The organism is Paractinoplanes polyasparticus (assembly GCF_019710575.1).
Classification (GTDB): domain Bacteria; phylum Actinomycetota; class Actinomycetes; order Mycobacteriales; family Micromonosporaceae; genus Actinoplanes; species Actinoplanes polyasparticus.
Genome location: NZ_JAHWFK010000117.1, coordinates 1 through 1,170, shown reverse-complemented (window position 1 = coordinate 1,170; position 1,170 = coordinate 1). Strand labels below are relative to the sequence as shown.

The following is a 1,170-nucleotide window of genomic DNA, read 5'->3' as shown; positions in this document are numbered from 1 at the left end:
CTAGAGCCCTTTTGGGGTGGGGGTCAGGGTGGTGTTGGTGGAGGTAGACCTGTTCCGGTGAAGTAGCCGTCGATCAGTCCGTGGCGGTATTGCATGCGGTTGAGGCGGTTCTTCACCGCGGCGGTGAGTTCGGTGGCGGTGCGGACGGCGAGGTTGGCGAGGCTGCCTTTCATCGTCGACCAGACCTTCTCGACCGGGTTGAGTTCCGGTGCGTAGGCCGGTAACTCGTAGACGCATAGCCAGGACCGTGCGGCGATCGCGGCCCGGATCGCGGGAGTTTTGTGCAGCGACAGGCGGTCCCAGATCAGCACGATCGGGGCTTGTAGTTGTTGATGGGCGGCGTCGAGCAGCCGGATCAGGTCCGGTTCCCGGAATCCTTTCGGTTCGCCTTTACGGCCGCGGTAGGTCAGGGTGCGGTAGATCAGCCGGGACCGGTGGCCGGGCCGGTAGCAGCACAACCCGGCCACCGACACCCGCACGGTGCCCTTCGCGGTCACTTTCACCACCGGTGTCACGCCTTTCGGCGCCCAGGTGGTGGCCTTGTGCGCTCTTAACGTCTGGCCGCACTCGTCGGCGAAGCAGATCCAGGCGGATGTGCGGGCGGCGACTCTTTTACCGCCGGCCACTGATACCGGCGCCAGTGCGTGATCGCCGGCTCGTCGCGTTCGATCGCCCGGTGGATCGGCATCTGTGGGGTGTAACCGAGCCGTTGCATCGCCTGCCACGCGGTCGTGACCGAGACCCGGACATGGAACATCGTGGCAATCAGCGCCACGATCCGGGCGAGGGTCCACCGTTGGTCCTCACCGTGACCGGCGGCGGCCGGACCTTGCTCGAGGCGGGCCTTGAGCCGGGCCAGCTGCTCGTCGGACAGTTTCGGGTCCGGCCCGGCCGGACCACGCGAGGCGAGGGCCTGCACCCCACCAGCTTTCCAGGCCCGCCGCCATTGATACGCCGACTTCGTGGAAACCTCGAGCGCGCCGGCGACCTCCACCGCCGTCCTGCCCTGCGCAAACAACACGGCCGCTCGCTGCCGCACTCGTTCCCGTCGGACTCGTTCCGCCTGGTCAACGCCGCCACCGTCGCCATATCGCATGTGACCAGCAGACCCGACCCCCACCGGCCGTGACGATCACCCGCAGGCGTCACAGTGGATCAGACACAGACCCC

At 67.3% G+C, this 1,170-nt stretch carries 2 protein-coding genes; both read right to left on the bottom strand.

Annotation, left to right across the window (positions count from 1 at the left end; all coding sequences use genetic code 11):
• Positions 1–23: 23 nt before the first annotated feature.
• Positions 24–626 carry a transposase gene (locus KXC43_RS50265; protein ID WP_308129629.1) on the bottom strand — a complete coding sequence of 201 codons (603 nt, stop codon included), beginning with the start codon at positions 624–626 and terminating at the stop codon, positions 24–26.
• Complete coding sequence (locus KXC43_RS50260; protein ID WP_221383430.1) at positions 551–1,096, bottom strand: winged helix-turn-helix domain-containing protein; 546 nt, start codon at positions 1,094–1,096, stop codon at positions 551–553. The genes KXC43_RS50265 and KXC43_RS50260 overlap by 76 nt, the downstream gene beginning before the upstream one ends.
• Positions 1,097–1,170: the final 74 nt, after the last annotated feature.

Bases quoted from the DNA above. Each gene is read 5' to 3' on its own strand.
- KXC43_RS50260 (WP_221383430.1), bottom strand. From the start codon at position 1,096: ATGCGATATGGCGACGGTGGCGGCGTTGACCAGGCGGAACGAGTCCGA.